The following is a 24314-nucleotide window of genomic DNA, read 5'->3' on the forward strand; positions in this document are numbered from 1 at the left end:
GGCCTGAGCCTGCGCCGCAGGGCCGGTCCACCACCTTCGCCGCCTTCGCCGACGTGTCTTTTTTTCGAGGTTCCGTCCGTCAGTCCTGGTCGGTCAGCCAGCGTGGGCTGAGGGCGATCGCCCGCAGTTGGCCGATGGTGAGGGCGGGTTGCGCGCGGGTCGCGGCCTCGTTCTGCTGCGCGGCGTTGAAGGCGCTGACGACGACGCGTGCCCCGTCCGCGCGCATGGAGTCGACGGTCCACGCCACGACCCCCGCCCCGCCCTTCTCGCCCGGCCCCTGCCGGACCGCGACCCGTGTCCCGTCGTCGAGGGTCTCGGAGCCGGCCCCGTACAACTGGTCGGCGACGTCGGACATGTCGGGCTGCACGTTGATCTCGACCCGGCTCGCGCCCTTGCCGTCGTCGACGACGACGTAGCCCCACCCGGTCTCCTGGCTGCCGTGCGAGACGCGCTTCAGGTCGGCGGGCAGCAGCAGGGCCAGCTTGCGCAGGATGACCGTGCCGGACATCTCCGTGGGCCGGGCGGACGAGCCCGTCGTGGCCGTCGACTTCCTCGGCTCGGGGATGGCGTCGGCGATGCGCCGCCACTCCGGGGCCGCCGCCAGCGTCTTCAACTGGGCCGGGGTCAGGGGTGGTTCGGGGCGGCTGATTGGCTTCCCCTTCTCCGCCGCCGAGTTCCACTCCATGACGCTCACATGCTGTCCGGCCCGGGTGACCAGGTCCGCGCCCCACGCCTTGGTGTCCGCACGGCGGTCGGGATACTCGTACCCCTGGTAGACGGTGATCGCGGACCCGTCGGGCAGCAGCTCGGTCCTGCAACTGTCGAGGCCCGACTGCTCGCCGTCCGCGCACGGCAGTACGGCGGTGGCCGGATCGACCTTCCCCGCGTCGGCCGGGATCCGGCCCAGGCCCACGGAGACGGCCGCCTCGCCCTTGCCGTCGTCGTACACGCCCAGCGCGAGCGGCGGCAGCTCGCCGTCGGTGCCGCGCGCCTCCGACGTGCTGAACTTCCCCTGGGGGAGCAGTTGTCGGAGCGTACGGATCATGTCGTCGCCGGTGAAGGAGGCGGCGACCGGCGTCGGTTCGGCGCTGCCGGGCACGGCGACGGAGGAGGGCCGCGGGCCGGGCGTACCGCCCCACGGCACCAGCAGCGCCCCGCCCACCCCCACGAGGGCGAGGCTCGCCGCACCCCCCATGACGGCGGCCCGGCGCCGCCGCAACCGCAGCCGCTGCCCCCACGCCTGACCGGCGGCGGCGAGCGCGCCCCCCGGACTGTCGAAGGTGCCGCCGACGTGATGCAGGGCGGCGGAGAGCCGTTCCTCGAAGGGATCGCTGTGCTGATCGGGTGACTGGTCGCCGGGCATGGTGAACCACCGTTTCCGCGAGGTTGGATGAGTCGGTCGTGTGTGGGAGGTGGGAAGACAGGGGAGGCGGCGGCTCAGGGTCTGGCGTACTCGCTCATGTCCTCGCCGAGCAGTTCCCGCAACCGGCCGAGCGCCCGTACGCACCGCGTTCGTACGGCCGCCGAGCTGGCGTTCATCGCCTCGGCGGTCTCCTCGACCGAGCGGTCCTCCCAGTACCGCAGGACCACGACGGCCCGGTCCTTGGCGGGCAGCCGGCCGAGGGCCTGCATCAGCGTCAGCCGCAGCGGGGTGTCGGTGCCGCGGCCGTCGGGCACGTCGGGGAACGAGTCCACGGCCTGCTCGCGGCTGCTGCGTCTGCGCTGGTGGGCGAGGAAGGTGCGGGTGAGGACGGTCTGCGCGTACCCGGCCGGGTTGTCGACCCGCGACACCCGCCCCCAGCGGACGTACAGCCTGCCGAGGGTCTCCTGCACCAGATCCTCGGCGAGGTGCGTGTCCCCGGCGGTGAGCAGACACGCCGACCGGTACAGATGCCGGGCGCGCGCCGCCGCGAACTCGGCGTACTCGTCCGCGCGGACCTGCCTCATGAGTGTTCCCCCGGTTTCGATTGCCCTGCTGCGTACGGTCCGTACTGTCCCTGCCGTCCTCACCTCATTGATGCGGTGAGTCGGGGAAATGTTTCAGGGTGGGATCAGGGTGGGACGGGAAGTGGGCGTCAAGAGGTCCGGTTGTGGAGGGCGGGTGGAGGGGGTGGGTGCGTAACCTGCCCCGGTTTGCCGTGACTTGCGTGATGAAGAGTTGCCTCGTCGTCACGGAAAGCTGTTCTCCGGCCACAGGGGCGTGGATACAGTGCTGACGTAGTCACGCAATGAAGTCACCCCGGCGCACCGGAGTAACGCCGGTGGGCCGGACCGCGGGAATCGGGGAGCTGCGCGTGCCAACTGCCATTGCCGTGACCGGAGCGGATCTGGCGCTGCCGCCCCAGGACGAGCGGACCCTGCCCGCCGCCGTCCTCGCCGACCTCGACCGGCAGCCGCTGGCGGAGGCCCTCGCCGCCGTCCAGAGCCTCGTCGAGCAGTACGGGCATGTGATCGTCGTGTACTCGCGGGCCGTGCCGGCCGCCGTGGAGCAGCGGCTGCACACCATCCGCTCGCTCCTGGAGAGCGACCGCATCGCGCTGTTCCGGCCCGAACTCCCGCCGCTCGCCGTCGCCGTCCTCGCCCGGCAGTTGCGGCAGCTCGCCTCCTGCGACCTCGGCCCCGGCGTGCTGGCCGCCGCGGGCCGGCTGCTCACCCACTATCTGCACGCGGGCGCGCTCCTCGGGTCCGTCGCCCGGCTCGACCGGGTTCCGGTCGTCGGGCTGAAGGCGCATGCCAGGTCGTGGGTTCCGGGTAGTCAGTTCGGTGTGCTGGCCCATCCGCAGGCGGACATGGTGAAGGCGGGTCCCGAAGTCGTGCTGCCAGGGCCCGAGTTCGGTACGTGGATGCTCGTCGCCCGGGGGCAGTTGCAGTCCGACTGGGTCACCGGCACCCTCGCCCCGGCCTGGAAGGCGCAGGGGCTGCGGGAGACGACGCTGCCCGCCGAGTCCGCCGAGTGGTGGGGCACCGGCCGGGTGATCGAGTTCTGCGGGTATCTGCCCGACCTGTCGGTCCTCTACCAACTGGTCACCTCCGTCCGGCAGAGCGTCTGCCATTGGTGCGGCATCGACGTCATCGGCGACCGCTGCGTCTTCTGCTCCGCGACTCCGCCGTCCGCCGCCGAACTCACCGCGCAGCCAGCCCAGTTGGCTCGACAGGGCCGCCAGGGCCGCCCGGACCGAGGTGCTGCCCGCGCGCTCACCACGGGCGACTGAACCAGCGTCACCGACCCGACCCCCGACCCCCGACGAGGTTGTACGGCTCATGAACTCCCGTCAGCGCCGCGGCGTGATCCTCCTGCTCCTGTCGGTGTTGTGCGCCCTCGGCGCCTTCGCCGGCGTCCTCTCCGTCATCGACGACGTGAAGTCCAAGGTCGGCCCCGAGGTCACCGCGTACGAGCTGCGCTCCGACGTGGCGCCCTACACCACCCTGAACGCGGGCCAGTTCAAGAAGATCGAGATGCCGCAGCGCTGGCTGTCCCAGAACGCCGTCACCGATCTCGCCGCCCTCCGCGGCAAGATCGCCGTGACGACCCTCAAGAAGGGCTCCCTGCTGCAGAGCGACATGATCGTCGACCAGCCCGCCCTGCGGCCGGGGCAGCAGGAGGTCGCCATCATGATCGACGCGGCCACCGGCGTGGCCGGCAAGATCACCCCGGGCTCGTCCGTCAACGTGTACGCCACCTTCGAGGGCGCCCGGGAGAGCGACCCCGACCAGTCGAAGATCATCGTCACCAACGCCCGGGTCCTCGACGTCGGCGAACTGACCCCGCTCGAACCCGATTCGAGCAACCGGACCCGGTCCGCGACCGAGGCCGTCCCCATCACCTTCGCGCTGTCCACCCTCGACGCCCAGCGCATCACCTACGCCGAGTCGTTCGCCAAGCGCGTCCGCCTCGCCCTCGTCGCACCCGGCGGCGCCACCACGGTCCCCGACCAGGACCGTACGTACGAACTCACCACGGACAAGTGAGAGGCCGCCGCTCATGCCCACGAGGATCCTCCCGGCCGTCGGCGACGCGGACGCGGTCCGTTCCCTCACCACCCTGCTCAGCCAGCTCCCGGACGCCGAACCGCTCGCCCCGGTCACCGACTCCACCCAACTCGTCGACACCCTCGCGCGGCTGGCCGCCGAGTCGGTCGACGAACTGCCCGAGGTCGTCGTCGTCCACGAACGCATCGGCCCCGTACCGGCGTTGGAGCTGGTCCGCGAGGTCGCCCTGCGCTTCCCGGCGGTCGGCGTCATCCTCGTCACCACCGACATCGGCCCCGGCCTCTTCGCCGCCGCCATGGACTCCGGCGCCCGCGGCCTGGTCACCCTGCCGCTGGGCTACGAGGATCTCGCCGGCCGCGTCCAGGCCGTCGCCCAGTGGTCGGTCGGCGTACGACGCCATCTCGGCCACGGCGCCGACGTGTTCACCGGCGTCGGCGGCACCGTCGTCACCGTCAGCGGCGCGAAGGGGGGCGTGGGCGCGACTCTCACGGCCGTCCAACTCGCCCTCGCCGCCCAGGCGTCGGGCCGCCCCACCGCGCTCGTCGACCTCGACCTCCAGGCCGGCGACATCGCCTCCTACCTGGACGTCCAGTTCCGCCGCTCGGTCGTCGACCTCGCCGCCATCGCCGACATCTCGCCCCGCATCCTCGCCGAGGCCGTCTTCCGCCACGACACCGGCGTGGCCCTGCTGCTCGCCCCCGGCGAGGGCGAACGCGGCGAGGAGGTCACCGACCGCGCCGCCCGCCAGATCCTCAGCGCCCTGCGCGCCCGCTACGAGGTGGTCGTCGTCGACTGCGGCGCGCAGCTCAGCGGGGCCGGTGCGGCGGCGGTGGAGATGGCCGACCGTGCCCTGCTGGTCACCACCCCCGACGTCGTCGCCGTCCGCGGCGCGAAACGCACCGTCCGCATGTGGGACCGGCTGCAGATCCGCAAGGCCGAGGAGACGACCGTCGTCGTCAACCGGCACAGCCGCGCCACCGAGATCCAGCCCCCGCTGATCCAGAAGATCACCGGCACGGCCATCGCCGCGACCACGGTCCCCGCCAACTTCAAGGAACTCCAGGCCGCCGTGGACGCCGGCCGCGTCCACGCCCTCGACGGCAAGGGCACCGTCCGCCAGGCCCTGTGGGCGCTCGCCGCCGAACTGGGGCTGGTCAAGGCACCTGAGGGCGCGGCGGCGCGCCGGGGCGGGGGCCGGGCCCGGAGCGGCGGACGCGCCCGGGGCAGGGACGAGGCCCAGGCGGGGGACCGGTCCACGGTCGGGTTCCGGCGGCGGCGGGAGTGAGGGCCGTGAGACGTGTGAGGCACGTGAGACGTCTGAGGCACGTGAGGTGCGTGAGGAGCTCAAAGGGGGGTCGGTTCACGACGGACCGGGGCCAGGTCACCATCGAACTCCTCGGTATGACACCGCTGATCATCGTGACCCTGGTGGTGGTGTGGCAGTTCGTTCTCGTGGGGTACACGTTCACGCTCGCGGGGAATGCTGCCGACGAGGCGGTGCGGGCGGGGACGGCGGTGCCCGCGGGGGAGCGGCCCGGGGTCTGCCAACAGGCGGGCCTGGACAAGCTGGGGGACGCGTGGAAGGGGAACGCCGAGGTGGACTGCGGCGGCAGCGGCTATGTGACGGCCGACGTCACCCTGCACGTCCCCGTCCTCTTCCCGGGCCTCATCGACTTCCCGTTCCCGGTGCACGGCCACGCGGGCGCAGTCGAGGAAGAGGACGGCGACTGAGATGGCGCACCGACGTCCTCGAAGGCGCGACCAGGGTCAAGTCGCCCTGGAGTACCTGGGGTTCGTGCCGCTTCTGCTGCTGGTCGCGCTGGCCGCCGTACAGCTCGGCCTGATCGCCTACGCCGCCCAGCAGGCGGGGACGGCGGCCCGGACGGGGGCGCGCAGCGCGGCGCTCCGCGAGGACTACCAGGGGGACTGCCAACGGGCGGCGAGCAGTTGGCTGAACGCGAGTTGCGAGCCCGCGTACGTCGGCGACGACGTCCGGGTCACCTCCACCGTCACCATCCCGTCCGTCATCCCCGGCATCGGCGACTTCGGCCAGGCCCACAAGACGGCCACCATGCCACTCGACCACTGAAGCCCATGAAGTCCATGAGGAGGCACCGGAGATGAGTCTGCGGGCCCGCATCACCTCCCCCGAGGAGAACGGCGGCCGGGGCGAGGACGGCCACCTGGTCTGCTCCTACCGGACCAAACTGCTGGAGGAGATCGACCTCGCCGAGATGAGTTCGCTGGCGGCGGCCGAGCGCCGGGCCCGGCTGGAACGGGTGCTGGGGCACATCATCAGCCGCGAGGGCCCGGTGCTGTCGACGACGGAGCGCTCGCAGTTGATCCGCCGGGTCGTCGACGAGGCGCTGGGCCTCGGCATCCTGGAACCGCTGCTGGAGGACGCGTCGATCACCGAGATCATGGTGAACGGCCCCGACACGATCTTCGTCGAGCGAGGCGGCCGGGTCGAACAACTCCCGCTCCGCTTCGCGTCGAACGACCAGTTGATGCAGACGATCGAACGCATCGTCTCGACGGTCAACCGCCGCGTCGACGAGACGAACCCGATGGTCGACGCCAGGCTCCCCTCGGGCGAGCGGGTCAACGTGATCATCCCGCCGCTGTCGCTCACCGGCCCCATCCTCACCATCCGCCGCTTCCCACGCTCCTTCACCCTGCACGAGCTGATGGGCTTCGGCTCGCTGGACGAGCAGATGCTGTACCTGCTGGCGGGCCTGGTGCAGGCGAAGTTCAACGTGATCGTCTCGGGCGCGACCGGCACCGGCAAGACGACGCTCCTCAACGCCCTCTCCGGTCTGATCCCGGACGGTGAACGCATCATCACCATCGAGGACTCGGCGGAACTCCAGCTCCAGCAGTCCCACGTGATCCGCCTGGAGTCGCGGCCCCCGAACGTGGAGGGCAACGGCCGCATCACCATCCGGGACCTGGTCCGCAACTCCCTGCGGATGCGCCCGGACCGGATCGTGGTCGGCGAGGTCCGCGGCGGCGAGTCGCTCGACATGCTCCAGGCCATGTCGACCGGCCACGACGGCTCCCTCGCCACGGTCCACGCCAACAGCGCCGAGGACGCCCTGATGCGGTTGCAGACCCTCGCCTCCATGTCGGACGTCGAGATCCCGTTCGTCGCCCTGCACGACCAGATCAACAGCGCCGTGGACGTCGTCGTCCAGCTCACCCGGTTCGCCGACGGCGCGCGCCGCATCACCGAGATCGCCCTGCTCGACAGCCACGGCGGCGAGCCGTACCGGCTGGCGACGATCGCCCGCTTCAACGCCCGCCCGATGACCGCCGACGGCCGCATCCACGGCGCTTTCGAGTACTTCCCGCTGCCGCGCCGCACCGCCGACCGGCTCTACATGGCGAGCCAGCCGATACCGCAGGCGTTCGGGGTGGCGCGCGACGCCCTCGAACTGACGACAAGGGAAGCCCGATAGCAGTCATGGACATAGCAGTCATGGACATGGATATGGACCTCGACGAGCTCATCACCCTCACCACCGGCGTGGCCCTGCTGACCTGCACGCTGGCCGTCGCCGGACTGCACAGCTACGCCAAGGGCCGGGCCCAGCGCGCGGAGCTGGTGGAACGCCTCTCCTACACCGGCCAGCTCCCGGGCGCCGGACGCCGACGCCGCTTCCGCGCCCTGGACCGCCGACTGCGCCGGACGACGACCGGCCGCAAGCTGGAACTGAAACTGGCGGCGACCGGACTGGACGTGACGCCGGGCGAGTTCCTCGTCGCCATGCTGGCGACGGTGGCCGGGCTGTGGCTGATCGGCGAGGCCACCCTGGCCCCCTTCTTCGGCCCGATCGCCGGGCTGCTGGGCGTCTGGGCGGCCCTTCAGTTCCTCAACTGGCAACGCCAGAAACGTATCGAGAGGTTCATCAACCAACTCCCCGAACTGGCCCGCATCCTGGCCAACGCCACCCACGCGGGCCTCGCGCTGCGCACCGCGGTCGGCATGGCGGCTGAGGAGCTGGAAGCTCCAGCGGGCGAGGAACTGGCCAAGGTCGCCAACCAGTTGGCGGTCGGCCACTCCATGGACGACGCCCTGGGCGAACTCGCCGACCGCCTACCGTCCCGCGAACTCGTCGTCCTCGTCACCACGTTGGTGCTGTCGAACCGGGCGGGCGGCCAAGTCGTAGGGGCATTGCGGAACTTGACGGAGACGCTGGAGGAACGCAAGGAGACCCGACGGGAGGTGCGGACACAGTTGTCCCAGGTGAACATGACCTCGTACGCCGTACCGGCGCTGGGGGTCGGGGCGTTGTTCCTCATGGACAGCGTCGAGGGCGGCACGCTGGAGCGCATGACGGGCTCGACCGTCGGCCAGGCCTGCGTGATCATCGCGTTCGGCCTGTACGCGGTCGGCTTCGTCCTCATCCGCCGCATGTCCCGAATCGACGTCTGAGCAGGAGGTGACGTAGCGGATGGAACTGTTGCTCGCACTCACCGTGGGGATCGCCGTCTGGGGCATGTTCGCCGGTGTCCGCATGTACCGGGCCGACGTGAAACTGCCCAGCGACCTCGCGCTCGCCCTGGAGGTCGGGGCCACCCGCACCAGCGCCGTGGGCTCGGTCATCGACCGCCTCGGCATGCGGTACGCCCCCGCCGTCCTGCGCCTGATGGGCCCCAAGCAGGTCACCCGCTACCGCCGCCGGATCGACCTCGCGGGCAACCCCGGCGGCCTGACCATCGACCGGTACGCGGCCCGGCGCGCCGTCTACGGCGGGATCGGCGCCCTCGGCGCGTTCGCCGCGCTGCTCCAGGGCAGCTACTTCATCGCGCTCATGATGCTCGCGTTCGGCGCGTTCTGGTCCGAGGTCGGCATCTGGTCCGCGATCCGGGTCCGCAAGGACGCCATCGAACGCACCCTGCCGGACTTCCTCGACGTCCTCGCCGTCGTCGTGAGCGCGGGCCTCGGCTTCCGCCAGGCCCTCGACCGGGTGGCGTCCCGGTACGAGGGCCCGTGGGCGGACGAGATCCGCATCACCCTCCGTCAGATGGACCTCGGCGTGAGCCGCCGCGAGGCATTCCAGGAACTGCGCCGCCGCAACGACTCCGAGCAGGTCGCCATGTTCGTCACCGCGCTCCAGCAGGGCGAGGAACTGGGCGCGCCGATCGTCGACACGCTCGTCGCCATCGCCAAGGACATGCGCCGCACGGACGCGCAGAACGCCCGCCGCAAGGCCGCCCGCGCCGTCCCCAAGGCCACCCTGATGATCACAACGTTCATGGTCCCGGCCACCATGCTCCTCCTGGGCGCGGGCATGCTCCTCGGCTCCGGCACCGACTTCAGCTCGATCACGGGCGACTAGGGCCAGGACAGGACAAACGGTCATGACGATCACCACGGAGACCCGGGCAGACCGACGGCCCCACTGCGACCGCCCCAGCGACCGCGATGACTGCGATGACCGCGATGACCGCAGCGAGACTGACGGCCGCGGTGACACGGACGGTCGTCGGTCGGCCGGTGGCGGGGCGGCTGGTGGAGCCCCCATTTCCCTTCAGGTCAATGCCCTGCAAGCGATGTGTCGGCAGGTTTTTGGGTTTCGGTTGGCCATGATCGCCGTTGCCGCGCCTGCCGCTCTGCTCAATGCCGCTCCGGGGATGAGTGTTCGGCTGGTGGGTGCGGCCGTGGTCGTCACGTTCATGGGCTCGTACGTTCTCTTTCGGGACTGGGAGCGGTTCGGGCCCCTTCTCCTGCGCCACCCCTCCCTCCTCGCCGTGGACACCCTGGTCGGCACCCTGCTGTTGATCTCGGCCGGCCCGGACACCACGCTCGCGTACGTCAGCGTCTGCACCCCGCTGCTCGCCGGCATCGTCTACGGCTGGCGCGGCGCGGCCTGCTTCGCCTCCCTCCAGTCGCTGATCCTGCTGCTGGTCCACGCGACCCTCGTACGCGAGTCGGGGACCGGCCTGGCGGAGCGGCTGCTGCTGCCGGGTTTCTGCGTGATCACCGGCGCGGTCGGCTCGGCCCTGCGTCAGCTCATGCTCCGCTTCGGCGCGGCCACCCAGGCCCTGACCACCGTGAAGGCCCGGCTGGCCGTCACCGAGGCGGTCGCCGCCGAACGCGCCCGGCTGGCCCGCGAGATGCACGACTCGGTGGCCAAGACCCTGCACGGCGTGGCCCTCGCGGCGGATGCCCTGGCCCAGTCGGCCGGCACACCCGGCACGGACCCGGCCCTCGTACGGCAACACGCCGAACTGGTCGCCCGCGCCGCGCGCCGCGCCGCCGCCGAGTCCCGCGAACTCCTGACCGACCTGCGCCGCGAGTCGGCCCCCGCCCCCGGCACCGACCTCCTGCCCGAACTCGCCTCCACCGCCCGCGACTTCACACAACGCACCGGCCTGCCCGTCACGTACGACGACTCGTCCCACGGCGGTACGACGCCGCTCCCCGTCCCGCCCGCCGTGGCCCGCCAACTCCTCACCATCACCGCGGAGGCCCTGGAGAACGCCCACCGCCACGCGGCCCCGACCCACGTCGAGTTACGCGCCGCCGTGACCGGCGGACTCCTCACCCTCAGCGTCCGCGACGACGGCCGCGGCCTCCCGCCCGGCACCACCCTCGAACACCTCCGCCGCACCGGCCACTTCGGCCTGGTCGGCATGGCGGAGCGCGCCGCCTCCATCGGCGCCCGCATCCACATCGGCCCCGGCCCCGACGCCCGCGGCACCGAGGTCCGCGTGGAACTCCCGCTGGCCGCCATGACTCCGTACCCCGCCGCACCCCGAGAGGAGGCCGCCTGATGCCGCTGTTCCCCCCGCCGCCCCGGCCCGCCCCCGTCCGCGTGATCGTGGCCGATGACAACCCGGTCGTCCGCGCGGGCCTGACCGCCCTTCTCTCCGCCCGCGAGGACACGACGGTCGTCGCGGAGGCGGCGGACGGCCGCGAGGCCTACGAGTCCGCCCTCCGCCACCGCCCCGACGTCGTCCTCCTGGACGTCCGCATGCCCGGCGTCGACGGCCTCGCCGCCCTTCCCCACCTGGCCAGGATCACCCGCGTCGTGATGCTGACGTACAGCCACGAGGCCGAGATCGTCCAGGCGGCGCTGCGCGGCGGGGCGGGGGGCTATCTGGTCCACGGGGAGTTCACCGTGGAGGAGTTGGCGTCGGCGGTACGGGACGTCACGCGGGGCCGGGCGCACGTCACCCCCACGGCGGCGACGGCCCTGCTGGCACACCTCCAGACCGATGCGACTGCACACGCCGGTGCGGATCCAACTCTCCTATTTTTACCTACTTCTACGGAACCGCTTTCGCAGTTGCAATCAACTGTGGGACAGTCGATGTCGGTAGGCAGGGCGAAGTACCCACTCAGCGCGAGGGAGGCGGAGATCATGGACCTCATCGCGTCGGGCATGAACAACCAGCAGATCGCCGCCACCTGCTTCATCAGCGAGAAGACGGTCAAGAACCACATCAACCGCATCTTCGCCAAACTGCACAGCGCCACCCGCTCCGAGGCCACGGCCAAGTGGCTGGGCACGGCGGTGACTTCATGAGCCCCCGCCGGCCCTCCGACTGGGCCCGCCATTGGGCCCGGGGACCCTTCTCCAAGGCGGCCGCCCGGCCATACGGTGCCGGTCACGCCACCGATGGAGAGGAACGCCATGAGCGACCTGCTGCTGAAGACCGCCGTCGCGGCCAAGGTCCGGGTGAGCGGCTGGACGAACACGACGGCACGGGCCGTACGCCGCCGCGCCACCGGCGACAGGGGACAGACCGCGGTCGAGTACCTGGGCATCATCGCGGTGGTGGTGGCGATCGTGGTCCTCATCGCGAACACCAACCTGGGCCAGACGATCGTCGACAAGCTCAGAGCCCAGATCGCCAAGGTGGCTCCCTGACGCGACTTCGTCTTCGCGCGCACGGCGACGCAGGGCAGGTCTTCCCCATCTACATCACGGTGGTGGCGGGCCTGCTCTTCCTCGCGTTCGCGTACTTCGCGGTCGGCCAGGCCGCGGTGAACCGCAGCGGTGCCCAGACGGCGGCCGACGCGGCGGCACTGGCGGCGGCACAGGACACCAGGGACCAACTGGCGGACCTGTGGGTCGAGGACGTCCTCGACCCGACGAAGTGGCAGCAGATCTTCGAGGGCGTCGGAGCGGCCGAGGACCCGTGCCGACGCGCTGCCGAGCTCGCCGCGCAGAACGACGCCAGTGTGGACGACTGTGCTCCGGACGGCCTCCGCTTCACGGTCGCCGTCCAGACGAACAAGACGGCGGGTGACTCGGTGATCCCCGCCACGAGCACCACGCACGCACACGCCTCCGCCACAGCCGTGATCAAGTCCCTGTGCACGTTCGACCCGCCTGGCGCGGACCCCGAAGGTGCCGTGCTGCCCACGCTCACCTGCAACGACAAGGACGGGGAAAGGGAGTGGGAGCTGGATCCGAAGGATCTCGGGGTGCTTCCCAAACCCGAGGACCTCTTCGACGTCCACCTGACCAACGACTGACGCGCGAACGACAAGCGGTGAAGGAAGCGGAGTGATGAGCATGCGGTTCACGGCGAAAGCCCGCAGGGGGATGGTCGCGCTGGCCGTCGTGTCCGGGCTGGCCCTCGGCGCGACTGCCTGCGGTGGCGGCGGGGGTGACGACGACAAGAAACCACAGCGTTCGTCGTCCGCCTCCAAGAGCGGTGGATCGCAGCCGGACACCCAGGAAGGGCAGTCCGAGGAGCCTTTGGCCGAGCTGAAGGGCCCGAGCGGGCTGCTGCTCCAGATCACGTCAGCCGTACGCGACTCGGGCGGCTTCGTCACCGTCAACGGCGCACTGAAGAACGACAGCGGGACGGAAGCGGTGATCCCGTCCGCGCTGAGCGGCAACGAGACCGAGATCATCAACAACGGGCTGTCCCTCGGCGGAGCCACCCTCGTCGACTCCAAGAGCAAGAAGCGCTACTACGTCCTGCGCGACACCGACGGCCGCCCCCTGACGACCACCGGCTTCTCGACCCTCAAGGCCGGCGACTCCATCGACGTCTTCCTGCAGTTCCCCGCGCCGCCCGCGAGCTCGACCGACGTCACCTTCCAACTCCCGCTGTTCCCCAGCGGGGTCATCAAGATCTCCGGGTGAGGACGGCCATGACCCCACGTCTCACTCTGGCGGTGGCCACGGCCACCCTTGTGATCATCGGCATGGCCCCCGCCGCCCACGCCGACCCCAGCCCCGGCGTCAGCGTCCCGCCCGGCACCGAACCCACCGCCTCCGCCCCCGTGCAGGTCGACCCCAACGACCCCGACCTCAAGCTCCCGCAGGGCGGCACCCTCGCCGAGCCCAAGGTGCTGGACATCAAGCAGGTCGTCGAGGACGAGGCGGGCGACGAACGGCGGGAGGACACCAACGCGGACGTGACGTTCGCCCTCCAGGCCGAGGTCCTCTTCGGCAAGGACAGCGCGACACTCGGTGCGCAGGCGCAGGCCCGCATCGGCACGATCGCCGCCGAGATCAAGAAGCAGCACACCAGCCTGGTCCGTGTCTTCGGCTTCACGGACGACCTGGGCTCCTCCGCCCACGGCGACGTCCTGTCGAAACAGCGCGCCGACGCCGTACAGGCCGAACTCGCCGGCGAGCTGAACGACCCGAGCATCACCTTCGAGGTGCGCGGCTACGGCGAGCAGTACCCCATCTCCGACAACTCCACGGAAGAGGGCCGCAAGAAGAACCGCCGCGTGGAGGTCACCTTCCCCCGGACGGCGAGCTGACCCGTACCTCCACCCGTACCCCCGCCCGCACCCCCCACCCCGCCAGCGCCCCGGCCGCCGCCTCCAGCACATGCCGCGACCGCAGCCGGGGCAGCCCCAGCCGCCCCGGCTGCATGGTGCGTACGGCGATGACGGTGAACCGCCGGTCGAGATAGGCGACATCGATCGGCATCCGCATCCCGAAGGTGTGCACGCTGCCCGCCGGCGTCAACAGCATCGCCCCGGCGACGGACTCCCGCCCGAGCAGCCCCCTCGTACGGGCCCGATAGGAGGCGGCGATCTCCACCGCAACCCGCAGACCACCGAGACCCCCGCCCTCCCCGTCCACCACCACGAGCTCGCCCCGCCCGTCCCGCCAGCGCGCCATCCCCGTCTCCCCTCAGCCGCGTAGCTACCCTCTGCACCGTAGCGAGCCGGGCAGGTCGGGACACGAAGAGGTGGCCGTCGTATGCGGAAGATCGTGCTGATGATGTCGGTGTCCCTGGACGGATACATCGAAGGTCCGGACCACGACATCTCCTGGCACCGCGTCGACGACGAAGTGCACCGCGACGCCAACGACGCCGTCAGGCAGCTCGGCGGCATCCTCAGCGGCCGGGTCACCCACGAGCTCATGGCCGGGTTCTGGACCACGGCGGACGCCGAGCCCGAAGCCTCCGCGCCGGTCGCCGAGTTCGCCGCGATCTGGCGGAACATCCCGAAGTACGTCTACTCCCGCACCCTCCAGCACGCCGACTGGAACACCACGATCGTGCGGGACGTCGTCCCCGAGGAGGTCACCGCCCTCAAGGAACAGGCGGGCGGTGACCTGGGCCTCGGCGGCGCCGACCTCGCCGCGTCCTTCCTCCGCCACGGCCTCGTCGACGCGCTCCGCCTCTACGTCCACCCCGTCCTCATCGGCCGGGGCACCCCCCTGTTCCCGGCCACCACCGCCACCACGACCCCCCTGCACCTCACCGAGACCGAAATCTTCGGGAACGGAGTAGCCCTCCTGCGGTATGACGTACTGCATGAATGACAGGGTCTTCGAACACCTCCTCGCCGAAGGGGCCGCCGTCCCCACCGAAGGGTGGGACTTCTCCTGGTTCGAGGGGCGGGCCACCGAGGCGCGGCCCTCCTGGGGGTACGCGGCGAGGTTGGCCGACCGGCTGGCGGCGGGCGTCAGTGCCGTGCTCGACGTGCAGACCGGGGGCGGGGAGGTCCTGGACTTCGCGCTCGGCCGGATCGCCCCCGCCGCGCCCGTCCTCACCGTCGCCACCGAAGGTTGGCCGGCGAACGTCGCCAAGGCCACCGCCCTGCTCCGCCCGCGCGGCATCGCGGTCGTCGCGTCCCCGGAAGACGGCCCGCTGCCCTTCGCGGACGCCACCTTCGACCTGGTCACCAGCAGGCATCCGGTCCGGCCGCTCTGGGGCGAGATCGCCCGCGTGCTGCGGCCCGGCGGGACGTACTTCGCCCAGCACGTCGGCCCGCGCAGCGTCTTCGAACTCGTCGAGTACTTCCTCGGGCCGCAGCCCGAAGGGGTGAGCGGCGCCCGGCATCCCGACCGGGAGCGCGCCGACGCCGAGGCGGCGGGGCTGGAGATCGTCGACCTGCGGGCGGAACGGCTCCGGGTCGAGTTCCATGACATCGCCGCCGTCGTCCACTTCCTGCGCAAGGTGGTGTGGATGGTGCCGGGCTTCACGGTGGAGGCGTACCGGCCCCGGCTGCGCGCCCTGCACGAGCGCTCGAGGCCGACGGCCCCTTCGCCGCGCACAGCACCCGCCACCTCTTCGACGCCCGCAAGCCGACTGAGTGACTGACGGGCCGCCCCGGAACGCTCGTCGGCGAATTGGCCAGGAACTGTCGTTCGAGGCATCGTGCGGGGCCGCACGTCGAGTGGTTTTCGAGTGATCCTCCAGGTCGTGGCTACGGCGTCAGGCCGCAAAGGGGTCGGAACCTGAGCACTTCGTCGCCCCGCCGTCCCCGGCCGACCGCCGGTTCATCCCCGGAGCCCCTCTCCGGCTACGCTTCCCCCACCCTCCACCTCCACAAGGTTTCCACATCATTACCGTCAACCCTTCACATCTCCTGCCCGCCTCGCGTATGTTCTAGCCCGGGCAATTCGCGTGAGCAAAGCTACGTGGACGTCACCGCGCAGTGGAGGGGGCCGCGCGGTGACGCCCGCGTCCCGGTCGCGTCAAGGTGGCGTTCGCAGTCGGGTTAGCCCATCAGAGGGACAGGCGGGCGAGTGATCGGCCGAGGCTCATGTCGCCGCAAAACCTCTACTTTCCCCGGTAAACGTCCCCGTTCCCCTGGGAATCCGCTGTGTTCAGGCCATGGGTCACCCATGAACAACGCCCCAAACGGCCACCGGGGCGTCGTCGGGCGACTCCGGAGAGTAGTTGTGGCGCGCTGATGCACGCAGCATCACTTACGAAGGGTTATGGTGGAAACCCCCCCTCGGGCCGGTCCGTCTCCCCCCCCACGGACCGGCCCGTTTTTTTGTGCCTCCGGCCCCCGCGCCGCCCCCTCTCCCCGCCCACCCCGCTCAACGGGCCAGGCCCCACAGGGGTAGGCTGCGCCCCGCGGGGACCGCACCGTACGGAGGGGCTGACAATCACGTGAACCTGCGCGACAAGCTGCGCGGCCTTCTGGTCAGGCTGTACGCACGCCGGGTGGAAGGTCACCTGGACCACGCTCAGGTGCCCAAGCACATCGGCGTCATCATGGACGGCAACCGGCGCTGGGCGAAGGCCGCGGGTTCCACCACCGAGCACGGACACCGGGCCGGCGCCGAGAAGATCGAGGAGTTCCTCGGCTGGTGCACCGAGACCGACGTCCAGGTCGTCACCCTCTGGCTGCTGTCGACGGACAACCTCGACCGCCCGCAGGACGAACTCGTCCCGCTCCTCGGCATCATCGAGGACGTCGTACGCACCCTCGCCGCCGACGGCCGCTGGCGCGTCCACCACGTCGGCACCCCCGACATCCTCCCCTCCCACGTACAGACCGCGCTGAAGCAGGCCGAGGAGTCCACCGCCCACGTCGACGGAATACTGGTCAACGTCGCCATCGGCTACGGCGGCCGCCAGGAGATCGCCGACGCCGTGCGCTCGATGATCGTGGACGCGGCGGAACAGGGCACCTCCATGGAGGACCTCGCCGACTCCGTCAGCGTCGACCTGATCAGCCGCCACCTCTACACCGGCGCCCAGCCCGACCCCGACCTCGTCATCCGCACCAGCGGTGAGCAGCGGTTGTCCGGATTCATGCTGTGGCAGACGGCCCACGCGGAGTACTACTTCTGCGAGGTCTTCTGGCCAGCCTTCCGCAAGGTCGACTTCCTGCGGGCGCTGCGCGACTACGCGGCCCGCCACCGGCGTTACGGCGGCTGACCGGCCTGGTATTCCCCAGGGCGCCGGGTGCGCCGGGGGAGCGGCAGAGGGTCGGCAGGGGCGGAAGCGACGGAAGTCGTAACAAGGAGTTCACCGGCGCGCCGTCATATGCCCTGGCATGGTGGCGCATGTTCGAGGGCATAAGCCAAGCAGGTCGACGCCCGAACCACGGGCGTCGAATCTCAGCGGGCGGCACGGGGCCGTCCGCCCGGGAGGCCCTTTTGCACCAGCCCGACCGTGCGGTCACGGCACGGAAGAAGCAGCGGGGGGCCGGTTCTCGGCCCGTGCAGGGCGGCCGACGACCGGTCCAGCTCAACTCCGTCGCTCCCCGACCTCATCCGAGGGGGTACGTCCTTCCGTGGTGACCAGCACAAAGCGCCGTATGCCAGACCGGCGCACCTATGTTCTCGACACCAGCGTCCTGCTGGCCGACCCGAACGCCATGACCCGCTTCGAGGAGCACGAGGTAGTGCTCCCCATCGTCGTGGTCACGGAACTGGAGGCCAAGCGGCACCATCCCGAACTCGGCTACTTCGCCCGCCAGGCGCTGCGCCTGCTGGACGACTACCGGGTGAAGTTCGGTCGCCTCGACGCCCCCATCCCGATCGGGGAACTCGGCGGCACCGTCCGTGTCGAGCTCAACCACTCGGACCCCAGCGTGCTGCCTTCCGGCTACCGCCTGGGGGACAACGACTCCCGCATCCTCGCGGTCGCCCGCAATCTGCAGGCCGAGGGATTCGACGTCACCGTCGTGTCGAAGGATCTCCCGCTCAGGATCAAGGCCTCGTCCGTCGGACTCCTCGCCGAGGAGTACCGCGCCGAGCTCGCCATCACGGGCTCCTCCGGCTGGACCGGAATGTCCGAACTGACCCTGTCCGGCGAGCAGGTCGACATCCTCTTCGAGGAGGGGCACCTGCATGTGCCCGAGGCCGCCGACCTGCCCGTGCACACCGGTCTGACCATCCAGTCGGAGCGCGGCAAGGCCCTCGGCCGGGTCACCGCCGACGGCAACGTCCGGCTGGTGCGCGGCGACCGGGAGGCCTTCGGCATCAAGGGCCGCAGCGCCGAGCAGCGCATCGCGCTGGATCTGCTGCTCGACCCGGACGTCGGGATCCTGTCGATGGGCGGCCGGGCCGGCACCGGCAAGTCCGCGCTCGCGCTCTGCGCGGGCCTGGAAGCGGTCCTGGAGCGCCGTCAGCACCAGAAGGTGATGGTCTTCCGGCCGCTGTACGCGGTGGGCGGGCAGGAGCTGGGCTATCTGCCCGGTTCCGAGGCCGACAAAATGGGGCCCTGGGCGCAGGCGGTCTTCGACACGCTGTCCGCGGTCACCAGCCGCGACGTCATCGAGGAGGTCACCGCGCGCGGCATGCTGGAGGTGCTGCCCCTGACCCACATCCGGGGCCGTTCCCTCCACGACGCCTTCGTGATCGTCGACGAGGCCCAGTCCCTCGAACGGAACGTGCTGCTCACCGTGTTGTCCCGGATCGGGGCGAACTCACGGGTGGTACTGACCCACGACGTGGCACAGCGGGACAACCTGCGCGTCGGACGGTACGACGGTGTGGTCGCCGTCGTCGAGAAACTGAAGGGGCACCCGCTCTTCGCGCACGTGACGCTGAACCGGTCCGAGAGGTCCCAGATCGCGGCGCTTGTGACCGAAATGCTGGAGGACGGGCAGATCTGATGCGGATCTGAGCGAACTGCCCCAAATGATCGGGGTTGTGTGGTAGTTGGCGCCGTCCGACAAAGGCTGTGAGCCTAGTCGGGCGGCGCCGACGCATGTGAGGGTTTCGCTGAATTCCCGGGATCCCGTGGGTGTGAGCTTTCACACTCGGCCCGGAATTGCCCTGCGTGGTTTGGTTACGGCAGAGTCTCAGTCCTGTCAGGCCCCGCATACGACACACGTGTACCCCCAGCGGTACGCAACCACTTGAGCTTCACCCTCAACTCCATACAGACCGTCGTATGCCGCCCGCGTACCATGCGGCGCTCCCGTAGCGGGAGTTGCCCACCGGGCCCGTGTCTCCTGTGACCCCGTAGTTCGGAGACCAGCGTCAAAGGGCACGATTGCGTCCGCCAGGGTCACCGAAGCGGGCGATGCTGGAAGGAAACCGTGTGAGCCGGGTCTCGGTCCGGGGATTCGCAGTGGCCTCGGCCACGGCGGTCACCGCTGTCGGAAGCGTCGTCGGTGTTGCCTCGGGCAGCGTCGCGCAGCCCAACGACGCAGAAGCGACGGCGAGCGACACGACGCTCCTCGCCGACATACCGGTGGGCCAGCAGGCCCAGGTACAGACGGCATCCCTCGCGCAGCAGGCCAGTTTCCAGGCCATCGCCGCGGACGAGGGCGCGAAGAAGGACGCCGAGGAAGCGGCCCGCAAGGCCGCCGCCGAGACGGCCGTCGCGAAGAAGGAGGCCGCCGAGAAGGCGGCCAAGGATCGCGCCGAGGCGAAGGCCAAGGCCAGCCGCAGCGCGGGCGACTTCCCGATCCTGAGCTCCTACTCCATCGACCAGATCCAGGCGATGGCGGCACAGATGGTGCCCAGCGGCCAGTTCCAGTGCTTCAGCAACATCGTGGACCACGAGTCGAGCTGGAACTACCACGCGGTCAACGCCTCCTCCGGCGCCTACGGCCTCTTCCAGGCGCTGCCCGCCGGCAAGTACGCGTCGGCCGGCTCCGACTGGCAGACCAACCCGGCCACCCAGATCAAGTGGGGCCTGAACTACATGGACAGCCGGTACGGCAGCCCCTGCGAGGCCTGGTCGTTCTGGCAGGCCAACCAGTGGTACTGACCGGCCAGTCGTACTGAGTCGGCCCGCACCGCCCCGGCCGATCATCCCCCCTCACCTGACCGCCTGATGACAAACCAGAAGGAATCCGTGTGAGCCGGATATCGACCCGGGGCTTCGCCGTGGCCTCCGCGACCGCAGTCACCGCCGTGGGCGCCGTCATGGGCGTCGCCCAGGGCAGCGTCGCGCAGCCCAACGACGCCGAGGCGACGGCGGACGACTCGATCCTCCTCGCGGACTTACCCGCGGGCGAGCAGGCCGACGTACAGACCGCCGCGATGACGCAGCAGGCGTCCGTCCAGGCCATCGCCGCCGACACCACCGCCAGGAAGTCGGCGGAGGAGACGGCCCGCAAGCAGGCGGCCAAGGACGCGGTCGCCAAGCAGCAGGCCGCGCAGGACGCCGCCGACCAGGCGAAGGCCGAAAAGGAAGCCAAGGAAGCCAAGGACCGCGCCGAGGCGGAGACCAAGGCCGCCGCCGGTTCGAGCGTCGACGCCGGGACCTTCACCCAGCAGTCGTCGTACACCGTCGCCGAGGTCCAGGCCATCGCCCGGCAGATCGTGCCGGCCAGCCAGTTCCAGTGCTTCAGCAACATCGTGGACCACGAGTCCACCTGGAACTACCAGGCCGTCAACGCCTCCTCGGGCGCCTACGGCCTCGTCCAGGCCTACCCCGCCTCGAAGATGTCGTCCGCCGGCGCCGACTGGCGCACCAACCCGGCGACGCAGATCAAGTGGGGCCTGAACTACATGAACGAGCGGTACGACAGCCCCTGCGGCGCCTGGGACTTCTGGCAGGCCAACGGCTCCTACTGACCCGGCGTCAGCACACCGCTCCGCACCCCCCCCCGCTCAACCTCGCGCAGCCCCTCCCCGTCATAGGGGGAGGGGCTTTCGCCCTGTACGGTCGGTACGGCCGTTACGGCTGGGACGGGCCGGGACCGACGACTCCAGGGGGAGTGGTGGGGAGAGACGGGGGAAGAGGACGGATCATGTCGCGAGTGCCAGGGTGGCTCGGCCGGATCGGCGCCGGTCTGAGCGAGATGGGTGAGCGGCTCGACGAACGGCGTGCGGAGGTCGAACGGGAGGGCGAGATCCCCGACCCGGAACCGGCGCCGCCCACCGACGACATCTCCGGTGGCTCCGGCGACTCCGGTTCCTTCGGCACGGTGCCGTCCGGGGCCGAGGAGTTCCCGCGGCCCGGCCCGCGTCCCGATCCCGCGCACGCCGTGCCGTGGGGGGTGCGGGTCGCCGCCGAGGCGAGCTGGCGGCTGCTGGTGCTCGCCGGGACCCTCTGGGTCCTGATCCGGGTCATCAGCGCGGTCCAACTCGTCGTCATGGCCTTCGTGGTGGCCCTGCTGCTCACCGCGCTCCTCGAACCGACGGTGGCCCGGCTGAAGCGGCTCGGGGTGCCCGGCGGGGCCGCGACCGCGATGACGGCGATCCTCGGGTTCGTCGTCATCGGCCTGATGGGCTGGTTCGTGACCTGGCAGGTCATGGCGAACATCGACGACCTTTCCGACCAGGTCCAGAACGGCATCGACGACCTGCGCCGCTGGCTGCTCAACAGCCCCTTCCACGTCACCGACAAGCAGATCAACGGCATCGCCAAGAACCTGCGCGAAGCGATCGGCGACAACACCGACTCGATCACCTCGGCGGGCCTGGAGGGCGTCACCGTCGTCGTCGAGGCCCTCACCGGCATCCTCCTGGCGTTCTTCTCCACCCTCTTCCTGCTCTACGACGGCAAGCGCATCTGGGAGTGGACGCTCAAGCTGGTCCCGGCCGAGGCCCGGCCGGGCGTCGCGGGCGCGGGTCCGCGGGCCTGGGCGACGCTCACGGCGTATGTGCGCGGGACGGTGATAGTCGCGTTGATCGACGCGATCTTCATCGGCCTCGGCATCTACTTCCTCGACGTGCCGATGGCCGTCCCGCTCGCCGTCTTCATCTTCCTGTTCTCCTTCATCCCGCTGGTCGGCGCGGTCGCCTCCGGCGCGCTCGCGGTCGTGGTCGCGCTGGTCACGCAGGGCGTGTTCACCGCGGTGATGACCCTGGCGGTGGTGCTGGCCGTCCAGCAGATCGAGGGCCACATCCTCCAGCCGTTCATCCTCGGCCGCGCGGTCCGCGTCCACCCCCTGGCGGTCGTCCTCTCGGTCGCGGCCGGCGGCATGGTGGCCGGCATCGGCGGCGCGATCGTGGCGGTCCCCCTGGTCGCCGTCACCAACACGGTCGTCGGCTACCTACACGCCTACTCCCGCGAACGGGCACTGCTGCGCAACGCCCCCCGGCCCCGGGGAGCCACAGCCTCCCGCGTCGCGACGGTGGCTGCGCCGACGCAGGGCGACGCCGGGGCAGGGGAGTCGGAATCCCCGGGCGACGACGGTGGGACGACCGCCCGGGAGTGAGAGGCGGGCGGTCGGGAAGGCGGGCGCGCCGGTCGGGCCTGCCCCCACCGCCCGGCAGTGAGGCGGGGCGATGGCGGGGGCGGGGCCGAGAAATCGGGGACCCCCGGCCGACGATGGTCGGACCGCCGCCCGGGAGTGAGAGGCGGGGCGGTCAGGGTGTCGATCAGACGTCGGTGAGAATCGCCTCCGCGTCCAGCGTGACCCCGACTGCCTGGATTACTGAGGCGATCTTGAAGGCTTCCTGGATGGTCTGCCGTTCGACGCCCGCCCCGCGCAGCACCCGCTCGTGTGTGTCGAGGCACAGGCCGCAGGCGTTGATCGCGGAGACCGCGAGTGACCAGAGCTCGTGGTCGACGCGTTCGACGCCGGGGTCGTCGATGACGCTCATCCGCAGACCGGGCCGCAGGTTGCCGTATTCCGGGTCCGACAGCAGGTGGCGGGTGCGGTGGAAGACGTTGTTCAGGGCCATCACGGCGGCGGTGGACCTGGCCGCCGTGTACGCCTGCGGCGAGAGGTTCGCCTTCGCCTCCGGGGCCAGCTCGCGCAGCACGAGGGGGGAGCGCGAGGCGATCGCGGTCGCCAGCACGGTGCCCCACAACTGCTGTGCGGACAGCCCGGATTCGCCGATGACCGAGCCCAGATTGAGCCGCAGATCCTTGGCGTAGTCCGGCATCGCGGACTTCAGCGCATCCAGTGACACGTCGGCTCACTCCCTGGCCGGCTCCCCTAGGGGCGGACGCCACCGATCGTGACACAAGGGGCGCACCCGCACCGCCCGGGACGCGGCCGGAGCGGGTGCCGGGCGGCGACGATCAGTGTCCCTCAATCGGTCAAATGAGCGTCGTACAAAGAGAATTGAGCCCAGGCGTGGAGCAATTTCCGTCAGCCGGAGGCAGGTGGGAAATCCCCCGCTGGAACACGCGCCCCGGCTGATACACATTCCCTCCTCAGCGCTACGCGTCAGGCGTATGTGCGAGAGATCCTGGGGGGAGTGGGGGAGCGATGTCGGGCCACGAACCGCTGGCACGCGCCCTCGCCGCGTGCGGCCGGGAGGGCTTCACCGGGGAAGTGCGCGTGTCGGGCACGCCCGGCGGCACCTTCCATCTGCACGGCGGACTGGTCGTCGCCGTCGAGTCGCCGGGCGCGCCCACACCGGAGGCACTGCTGCTGCGCTCCGGCCGGATCGGCGGCGAGGAGTGGGCCGGGCTGGTCCGCGCGTCCGGCGGGGCGCGCTGGCCGGCCGCCGGGCTGATCGCGCACGGCTACGCGGGGGCCGCACAGCTCCGGGTGGTCTGCGCGATGGCCCTCCAGGACGCCGCGTTCGCGGTCGTCGCGGGCAGTGTCGACGGCTGCGAACGCGGTCCGGCGAGCGGGCCGCCGGCCACCCCACTCGCCCCGGCCACCCCACTCGCCCCGGTCCCCGTGGCCCCCATGGTCCCCGTGGGCGAACCGCCCACCCGGCTGCTCCAGGAGGCGTCCCGCAAGCTGCGCGCGCTCCTGGCGCTGCCCTACCCGGTGCGCCCGGACCGGGAGCGGCCGGTGCCCGCCTCCCTCTCCTACACGGCGGCCCGACTGGGCGTCCTGCAACGGGAGTTGCTCACCCACGCCGACGGCCGGCGCACCGCCCGCGACCTCGCTTTCCGCACCGGGCGCGGGGTCTACGCCGTCACCGTCGAGGTGGCCCGGATGCTGGGTGAGGGACTGCTGGAGTGCGTGGACGCGCCCCACCCGATCCCGGTCCGGCTACCCCCCGACGCCCCCGGCGTACGCCCCCGCGAACCGGCCCCGCCCCCGCCCGTGCCACAGCCCCTGCCGCAGCCGTCGCCTCCGGAACCGGCGACCCTGCCCCGCCGTCGGCCCGGCGCCAGCGGCATCAACGAAGCCCTCACACCGGAACACGGCGGCACGGACACCGGCACGGACACCGGCCCCGGCTGGAAGGAGTTCTTCCGCCTGCGGAACTCGACGCCGAAGTAGCCGAAACGGCCGTTCGGCCGAACGGCCGAAACAGCACACGCCA

At 71.0% G+C, this 24314-nt stretch carries 25 protein-coding genes and 1 pseudogene; 22 read left to right on the forward strand and 4 right to left on the reverse strand.

From position 1 onward, the window contains the following. Positions 1-79 precede the first annotated feature (79 nt). A complete protein-coding gene (locus BMZ82_RS26620; protein ID WP_093779939.1) occupies positions 80-1363 on the reverse strand; it encodes a hypothetical protein in 1284 nt (427 codons plus the stop codon). Between the two features lie 74 nt (positions 1364-1437). After that, the gene (locus tag BMZ82_RS26625; protein ID WP_093779940.1) at positions 1438-1947 is read right to left on the reverse strand and encodes a SigE family RNA polymerase sigma factor; all 510 of its coding nucleotides are present in this window, start codon (positions 1945-1947) and stop codon (positions 1438-1440) included. A 347-nt stretch (positions 1948-2294) separates the two neighbouring features. On the opposite strand from BMZ82_RS26625, the gene BMZ82_RS26630 reads away from it, so the two are divergent. The 14 genes from BMZ82_RS26630 (at position 2295) to BMZ82_RS26695 (ending at position 13729) form a co-directional block, all read left to right on the forward strand. Beyond that, a complete protein-coding gene (locus tag BMZ82_RS26630) occupies positions 2295-3212 on the forward strand; it encodes a hypothetical protein (protein WP_256252127.1) in 918 nt (305 codons plus the stop codon). Between the two features lie 49 nt (positions 3213-3261). Further along, positions 3262-3969: a Flp pilus assembly protein CpaB gene (gene cpaB / locus BMZ82_RS26635; protein WP_093779941.1), complete on the forward strand. Its 708-nt coding sequence runs from the start codon at positions 3262-3264 to the stop codon at positions 3967-3969. A 13-nt stretch (positions 3970-3982) separates the two neighbouring features. After that, the gene (locus BMZ82_RS26640) at positions 3983-5275 is read left to right on the forward strand and encodes a CpaE/TadZ family protein (protein ID WP_093779942.1); all 1293 of its coding nucleotides are present in this window, start codon (positions 3983-3985) and stop codon (positions 5273-5275) included. 116 nt (positions 5276-5391) lie between these two features. Beyond that, positions 5392-5721 (forward strand): septum formation initiator, encoded by a 330-nt coding sequence (locus tag BMZ82_RS26645; protein WP_093779995.1) that lies wholly within the window; start codon positions 5392-5394, stop codon positions 5719-5721. Position 5722: 1 nt separating this feature from the next. Then, positions 5723-6079: a TadE/TadG family type IV pilus assembly protein gene (locus BMZ82_RS26650; protein WP_093779943.1), complete on the forward strand. Its 357-nt coding sequence runs from the start codon at positions 5723-5725 to the stop codon at positions 6077-6079. A gap of 31 nt (positions 6080-6110) precedes the next feature. After that, on the forward strand, positions 6111-7448 hold the full coding sequence (locus tag BMZ82_RS26655) for a TadA family conjugal transfer-associated ATPase (RefSeq protein WP_093779944.1): 1338 nt from the start codon (positions 6111-6113) through the stop codon (positions 7446-7448). A 32-nt stretch (positions 7449-7480) separates the two neighbouring features. Beyond that, positions 7481-8425, forward strand: coding sequence for a type II secretion system F family protein (locus BMZ82_RS26660; RefSeq protein WP_093779945.1), 945 nt, complete (start codon positions 7481-7483; stop codon positions 8423-8425). A gap of 19 nt (positions 8426-8444) precedes the next feature. Continuing rightward, positions 8445-9332, forward strand: coding sequence for a DUF5936 domain-containing protein (locus tag BMZ82_RS26665; RefSeq protein ID WP_093779946.1), 888 nt, complete (start codon positions 8445-8447; stop codon positions 9330-9332). A 22-nt stretch (positions 9333-9354) separates the two neighbouring features. Beyond that, complete coding sequence (locus BMZ82_RS26670) at positions 9355-10770, forward strand: sensor histidine kinase (RefSeq protein WP_371271306.1); 1416 nt, start codon at positions 9355-9357, stop codon at positions 10768-10770. Next, positions 10770-11525 (forward strand): response regulator, encoded by a 756-nt coding sequence (locus tag BMZ82_RS26675; protein ID WP_093779948.1) that lies wholly within the window; start codon positions 10770-10772, stop codon positions 11523-11525. The genes BMZ82_RS26670 and BMZ82_RS26675 overlap by 1 nt, the downstream gene beginning before the upstream one ends. 108 nt (positions 11526-11633) lie before the next feature. Continuing rightward, entirely contained in the window at positions 11634-11870 is a 237-nt protein-coding gene (locus BMZ82_RS26680; RefSeq protein ID WP_093779949.1) for a Flp family type IVb pilin, read from the forward strand. A 62-nt stretch (positions 11871-11932) separates the two neighbouring features. After that, positions 11933-12481 (forward strand): pilus assembly protein TadG-related protein, encoded by a 549-nt coding sequence (locus BMZ82_RS26685; RefSeq protein WP_371271307.1) that lies wholly within the window; start codon positions 11933-11935, stop codon positions 12479-12481. A gap of 34 nt (positions 12482-12515) precedes the next feature. Then, positions 12516-13100 (forward strand): hypothetical protein, encoded by a 585-nt coding sequence (locus tag BMZ82_RS26690; protein ID WP_093779950.1) that lies wholly within the window; start codon positions 12516-12518, stop codon positions 13098-13100. A gap of 8 nt (positions 13101-13108) precedes the next feature. After that, positions 13109-13729, forward strand: coding sequence for an OmpA family protein (locus BMZ82_RS26695; protein ID WP_093779951.1), 621 nt, complete (start codon positions 13109-13111; stop codon positions 13727-13729). On the opposite strand, the gene BMZ82_RS26700 is transcribed toward BMZ82_RS26695, so the two are convergent. Beyond that, positions 13704-14096 (reverse strand): DUF192 domain-containing protein, encoded by a 393-nt coding sequence (locus BMZ82_RS26700; RefSeq protein WP_093779952.1) that lies wholly within the window; start codon positions 14094-14096, stop codon positions 13704-13706. The genes BMZ82_RS26695 and BMZ82_RS26700 overlap by 26 nt on opposite strands. A gap of 81 nt (positions 14097-14177) precedes the next feature. On the opposite strand from BMZ82_RS26700, the gene BMZ82_RS26705 reads away from it, so the two are divergent. The 7 genes and pseudogenes from BMZ82_RS26705 (at position 14178) to BMZ82_RS26735 (ending at position 22294) form a co-directional block, all read left to right on the forward strand. Beyond that, a complete protein-coding gene (locus BMZ82_RS26705; protein ID WP_093779953.1) occupies positions 14178-14747 on the forward strand; it encodes a dihydrofolate reductase family protein in 570 nt (189 codons plus the stop codon). Then, positions 14728-15524, forward strand: a pseudogene (locus BMZ82_RS26710) (class I SAM-dependent methyltransferase). Before BMZ82_RS26705 ends, BMZ82_RS26710 begins: the two are co-directional and overlap by 20 nt. 805 nt (positions 15525-16329) lie before the next feature. Further along, positions 16330-17103 (forward strand): isoprenyl transferase, encoded by a 774-nt coding sequence (locus tag BMZ82_RS26715; RefSeq protein ID WP_093779954.1) that lies wholly within the window; start codon positions 16330-16332, stop codon positions 17101-17103. Between the two features lie 358 nt (positions 17104-17461). Beyond that, the gene (locus tag BMZ82_RS26720; RefSeq protein ID WP_093779955.1) at positions 17462-18787 is read left to right on the forward strand and encodes a PhoH family protein; all 1326 of its coding nucleotides are present in this window, start codon (positions 17462-17464) and stop codon (positions 18785-18787) included. Between the two features lie 431 nt (positions 18788-19218). Next, positions 19219-19893 (forward strand): aggregation-promoting factor C-terminal-like domain-containing protein, encoded by a 675-nt coding sequence (locus tag BMZ82_RS26725; protein WP_177244679.1) that lies wholly within the window; start codon positions 19219-19221, stop codon positions 19891-19893. 89 nt (positions 19894-19982) lie between these two features. Next, positions 19983-20705 carry an aggregation-promoting factor C-terminal-like domain-containing protein gene (locus BMZ82_RS26730; RefSeq protein ID WP_093779957.1) on the forward strand — a complete coding sequence of 241 codons (723 nt, stop codon included), beginning with the start codon at positions 19983-19985 and terminating at the stop codon, positions 20703-20705. Between the two features lie 176 nt (positions 20706-20881). Further along, on the forward strand, positions 20882-22294 hold the full coding sequence (locus BMZ82_RS26735; protein ID WP_093779958.1) for an AI-2E family transporter: 1413 nt from the start codon (positions 20882-20884) through the stop codon (positions 22292-22294). A gap of 163 nt (positions 22295-22457) precedes the next feature. Here the strand turns inward: BMZ82_RS26735 and BMZ82_RS26740 are convergent, their stop codons facing one another. Then, positions 22458-22994 (reverse strand): alkyl hydroperoxide reductase, encoded by a 537-nt coding sequence (locus BMZ82_RS26740; RefSeq protein ID WP_093779959.1) that lies wholly within the window; start codon positions 22992-22994, stop codon positions 22458-22460. 302 nt (positions 22995-23296) lie between these two features. Between BMZ82_RS26740 and BMZ82_RS26745 the strand changes: the two genes are divergently transcribed. Further along, positions 23297-24271 (forward strand): MarR family transcriptional regulator, encoded by a 975-nt coding sequence (locus tag BMZ82_RS26745; protein ID WP_093779960.1) that lies wholly within the window; start codon positions 23297-23299, stop codon positions 24269-24271. Positions 24272-24314: the final 43 nt, after the last annotated feature.

The sequence above is a fragment of the Streptomyces sp. yr375 genome (genome assembly GCF_900110755.1).
Lineage (GTDB): Bacteria > Actinomycetota > Actinomycetes > Streptomycetales > Streptomycetaceae > Streptomyces.